Origin of the sequence: Thermotoga sp. (assembly GCF_021162145.1) — a bacterium.
Lineage (GTDB): Bacteria > Thermotogota > Thermotogae > Thermotogales > Thermotogaceae > Thermotoga.
This window is the reverse complement of the sequence record NZ_JAGGZH010000146.1, coordinates 1-4,957: the sequence shown is the minus strand read 5'-3', so window position 1 is coordinate 4,957 and position 4,957 is coordinate 1. Positions and strand designations below refer to the sequence as shown.

The following is a 4,957-nucleotide window of genomic DNA, read 5'->3' as shown; positions in this document are numbered from 1 at the left end:
TTTATAATCCTGTGTGGATGCCACAAGAACGAGTCCAGTGTCGTGCACCAATCCAGAAAGATAGGCGTAGTCCAGATCTACTGAAAGGGAGAGTCTTTTTACCAGCCCTCCTGTAATTTTTGCAACCTGGACGAAGTGCTTCACAAAATTTCTGTACTCAAGAATTCCAAATCGATGGAATATTTTCACGAAGGATTCAAAAGGAACTTGCACCGCCAAATACAACATTTTTCACCTTGCTGTAGAGGAATTCTACCGGGACAGTTGTATGATATAACATTGATACTAAGTTCAGGAGGGGTTTACACGAAGGCAAAAGTGCTTTGTGTGTTTCTTTCTCTGATTGCCCTGATTCTTTTTGGGAAGGGAGCGCTTTCTATTCAAGACTTCTCAACAGGTAGATTCTATGAGATCTACTACATGCTCGATTCAGAACTTCATACGTGGGTAGGACATGATAGCTATGTGGATATTCCAAGGGACGATTTTGAACAATTAAGGTCTGTGATACAGCGTAACGAGAACTACGTTGGAAACCTGAGACAGAGAATAAGTGAACTAGAACATCAGAAGTCCGAGCTTACAGATCAGATTGAAGATTTCAAAAACCAGCTTTCGAACAAAGATCGAACTATAAAAGAGCTTCAGGAACAGAAATCTGCCTTGACGGATCAGATTACAACTCTTACTGCTTCTGTGTCCTTCCTGAAAGGCCTGCTGGAAGAGAAAGATCAAAAGATAGCGAAACTTGAACAGGACATTCAACTCAAGAATCAACATATTTCAAACTTGAACGATCAGATCAGTGAACTCAACGACCTGCTCGATACGAAAAACGAAGAGAACACCATTCTTGCTTCACTTGCAAGTGCACCGGCGACGATAACAGAAGTTTTCAAAGAGAACAGGCAGCTAAAGAAACGTCTTGAACTTGCAGAAGCTTCCATAACCACTCTGGAAGAAGAAATTCAAAAGAAAGATGAACAACTCTCTCAAACCGAAACTCAGCTGAAGCAAATGGACCAGCTAAAAGCCCTGGTAGAAACCTATGAGAGCTCATTGACAGTCCTTCAGGAAGCTTTGAAAGAAAAGGACGAACAATTGAAGATCCTCTCAGAAACTCTTACTAAGGAAGCTGAAAAAGCTCGGTCAGAGGCAGAAGACCTTCGGGAAAAATTAAAGGAAGCTCTATCAGTGCTCAGATCATTCAGCGACATTCTTAAAGACTTACAGGATGTTTCCTCCGATCTTAAAAACCTTAAGCCTGAAATCCAAAAGCTGGTTGAAGATATCAGCACGATTGTTGAAGAAAAATGAATCGAGGGATGATAAGGCGTTCGTTTCAGGTAGAGAGATCACGGAAAATCCCGCTGTACCGTTATAATTTAACTAGGCCAGAATATTATAGTCTAAAATATAATAGTCTGGCCTATAATATATCGTGGGGTGATCGTATGGAATTCATCGATAGAGAAAAGGAACTGGAATATCTGAACGAAGAATACAAAAGACCAGGTTCTTCCTTTGTGGTGATCTATGGTCGAAGACGAATCGGAAAAACCAGACTCATCAAGGAGTTCATGAAAGACAAAAACGGTGTGTATTTCCTGGCAACCGAAGAAGATGAAGGAACCAACCGCTCCTGTTTCCAGCAGATTCTCTACGAGAAACTGTCTGTACCACTTCTGGCACCGGGGAAGAACCTCAGCTGGTACGATCTCTTTTACATTTTGAGGAATATGAGATCCAAAGAAAAGTTCGTGGTCGCCATCGATGAATTCCAGTACCTTGTGAGGAGAAACAAAGCCATAACTTCGGTGTTTCAAAAGATATGGGATGAACTTTTGAAAGATGATAACTTCTTCCTTATCCTTTGTGGTTCTTCTTTGAGTCTTATGGAAAAAGAGGTGCTTTCCTACTCTAGCCCACTTTATGGAAGACGCACCGGCCAGATCAAACTGAAACCGATCAGTTTTGAAGATTTCAAAAGGGTTTACAATGGAACGGCACCGAATCCTGTGGAACACTACTCACTCATCGGAGGAGTTCCAAAGTACATGGAATTACTTTCTGTGGAAGGGGACATCTACAGAACCATCGAACGTAACTTTTTGAACACCAGTTCCTTTTTCTTTGAAGAACCATACTTCTTGCTCGGTCAGGAAGTGAAGGAGATAGGAACCTACTTTTCCCTCATGAAAGCCATCGCCATGGGGAACAGAAAACTTGGGAAAATTGCTACTGTCATGGGAGTGGCACAGCACAAGCTCAGTTACTATCTGAGCAGATTGGTGGATATAGGTCTTCTGGAAAGGGAAGTACCGGTGACGGAACGTTCTCCGGAAAAAAGTAAGAGTGGATTGTACAGGATAAAGGATTACTTTTTGGATTTCTGGTTCAAATACATCTATCCTTACAGAAGTTACATAGAAATTGGCCAGACGGGTTTTGTCATCAATGTGATAAAGAAGACCTTCAGAGAAAGACACGTGAGTTTTGTTTATGAAGACATCTGCAGGGAAAAGGTTGTAAAGATGAACTCGAAGGGAGAACTCCCGGTTCTGGCTTCAAAAGTAGGAAAATGGTGGAAAGGAGAAGATGAAATAGACATCGTTGGGGTTGACAGCGAAAACAGAGTAGTTCTTCTTGGAGAATGCAAGTACACAGGCTCGCAGGTCGATGTGGATCTCTACTACAAACTGGTTGAAAGATCCAGAAGATTGAACGTCGTTGAAAGACCGGTGTATATCTTCTTCTCCTTCGGTGGCTTCACAAAAGATTTCGTTCAGAAAGCAAAAGAGAACAAAAGCGTGTTTCTCTTTGAAGGGTATTGATGTAGAATCGATAAGTTCAAGCAACGATCTCATCTGCGGTTTTCAAAAGGCTTTGTATCGAGCAAGAAGAGATAAGCGGGCAAGACTTTTATTTTCACACCCTTCCATGAGAGTTCGGTGTGTAGATCCCAGGTTATAAGATATCTTTCGGCTGCAGGATATGGGAATTCCACAAGACCTTTCACTTCTCTTTCTTTTATCTCAGATTTCTCTGAAACGTACGAAACATTATAGAGCACCAGATCGTTTCCTCTTTTACACACAAAGTCAACTTCTTTTTTCCCTTCCCAGTAGTATATTTCTTCGTACATATTTCTCAGCTTCAAATAAATCGCATTTTCCAACAACCTTCCACGATCAGGGCTGGGAGAAGGGTATATCACGTTTCTCAGCCCTGTATCTATTAGATAGTACTTCACAGGACTTCTGATAACCTTTTTAAACGAATATTCGAACTTTGGAACTTCGAAACAAAAATAGGCCGATTCCAGATACGAAATGTAAGCGGATATTGTACTGGTGGACGATTTTTCACCAAAGATATCTTCAAAATATCCCTGCATCTTTCTAATTGAAAATCTGTTACCTATATTCTGGGCGATAAATTTTGATAATGCTTTTAGAAGTTTTATGTTCCCCACATCGTATCTTGCCGCTACATCTTTAAAAACGATATCCTCTGCGTATTGAGATAAAATTTTGCTGATAACCTCTTCCTCACCTGTGCTCATAACCACTTCGGGGAAACCACCGTATGTAAGATAATCCTTCAAAAGGGAAAGATAAACGTTCTTCCCAGAAATCAACTCAAGCCTGCTCGAAAAACTGTAACCCCTTGCGATCGCATACTCTTTGAAGGAGAAAGGAAACAGTTCAAAATCAACATGCCTTCCAGATAGCAATGATGCGAGTTCACCAGACAGAAGTTTCGAGGACGATCCTGTCACAAAAATGGTCTTCACCACACCGGTATCTATCACAGTTCGAACCCATCTGTGCCAGTCTTCAACGTTTTGAATTTCATCAAGAAATAGCAAAAAATTTTCCCCTTGATATACTTCCTGCCTGTAAACGTCGAGAATGGCTTCAAGTGTTTCTGGCGTCAGTTTTTCCGAAGAAAAAGCATAATCCTCAAAATTCACGTACAGGAAACTTTTTGGATCAATTTCCTTTGAGAGCTCTTCCATGAGCTGATACAAAAGAGTCGATTTCCCAGCCCTGCGTGGTCCTTTTATGACAATAACACCGCGATAATCTTTAAAGGATTTCACTTTTTCAATACATTCTCTTGGAACTGTTCTGTCCTTTTTTGTCTTTCCCCATGGGTTCCACCTTAGAAGAATTGTTAGTATTTCATCACGCGTCATATGAAACAGCCTCCAGATATTTCTTTTCTCGTTTATTATAGCATATTGACCTGTCAGGAGGTCAAATTTTGCTTATTTTGACCTGTTCTGGGGTCAAAACTCATACCTTTTCAAACCAGTACCAGTGTTCGGCGAGTTGCAGCGAGCACATTTTCTTCCAATCTTCAAGCCTTGAATTACAAGTTCCATTATCTTTTTCACAGTATTTTGACCCACTCCCAAATTCTCTAAAGGGGATGGGATTCTTACTGGCTTAAGGCCAGCTTCCACGGGCTAATGCCCGGGCCACGTAGGTGTGAGCTAAACCTCACACCTACGGCGGGGGTCAAATCCGCTACTACCAGGCCGTAGCCTGTATACTTTTTATAGATATTTATTGCTCCTACCCCATCACGGTGATATTCAAAACCGCAAACAGGACATCGGAAATTTCTATTTGATGGTTTATGCCTGTGTCCACACACAGGACAAGTTTGAGATGTGTATTCTTCAGAGATGTATTCAACTCTGATTCCCACAGCTTCGGCTTTGTATTCAATAAGCGCAGTTGTTTTCCCAAACAACCAGCTATGGATCTTTTGGTTGACCACTTTGTTATACTTTGCTTTATTTCTAATGCCTTTTACATTGCCTATCACAATTGTTGCTGTGCCTCGGTTTTTAACCCATTCAATAAAATTAGCCGTTACTTTGTGCAGCTTTCTAATCAGATAAACGACATACTGCACAAAGTAACGGCTAATTTTATTGAATGGG

At 41.1% G+C, this 4,957-nt stretch carries 5 protein-coding genes; 2 read left to right on the top strand and 3 right to left on the bottom strand.

The annotated features are described in order from the left end of the window. A partial coding sequence (locus tag J7K79_RS08675; protein WP_296907626.1) for an HD domain-containing protein occupies window positions 1-228 on the bottom strand: 228 nt, incomplete at its 3' end. 99 nt (window positions 229-327) lie between these two features. Here J7K79_RS08675 and J7K79_RS08670 point away from each other — a divergent pair. After that, complete coding sequence (locus J7K79_RS08670; protein WP_296907623.1) at window positions 328-1,317, top strand: chromosome partitioning protein ParA; 990 nt, start codon at window positions 328-330, stop codon at window positions 1,315-1,317. Between the two features lie 137 nt (window positions 1,318-1,454). Further along, window positions 1,455-2,834: an ATP-binding protein gene (locus J7K79_RS08665; protein ID WP_296907621.1), complete on the top strand. Its 1,380-nt coding sequence runs from the start codon at window positions 1,455-1,457 to the stop codon at window positions 2,832-2,834. 29 nt (window positions 2,835-2,863) lie between these two features. Here the strand turns inward: J7K79_RS08665 and J7K79_RS08660 are convergent, their stop codons facing one another. Both J7K79_RS08660 and J7K79_RS08655 read right to left on the bottom strand, forming a co-directional pair. Continuing rightward, window positions 2,864-4,201, bottom strand: coding sequence for an ATP-binding protein (locus J7K79_RS08660; RefSeq protein ID WP_296907619.1), 1,338 nt, complete (start codon window positions 4,199-4,201; stop codon window positions 2,864-2,866). 245 nt (window positions 4,202-4,446) lie between these two features. Continuing rightward, on the bottom strand, window positions 4,447-4,957 hold a 511-nt coding region (locus J7K79_RS08655; RefSeq protein WP_296907616.1), incomplete at its 5' end, for an RNA-guided endonuclease TnpB family protein.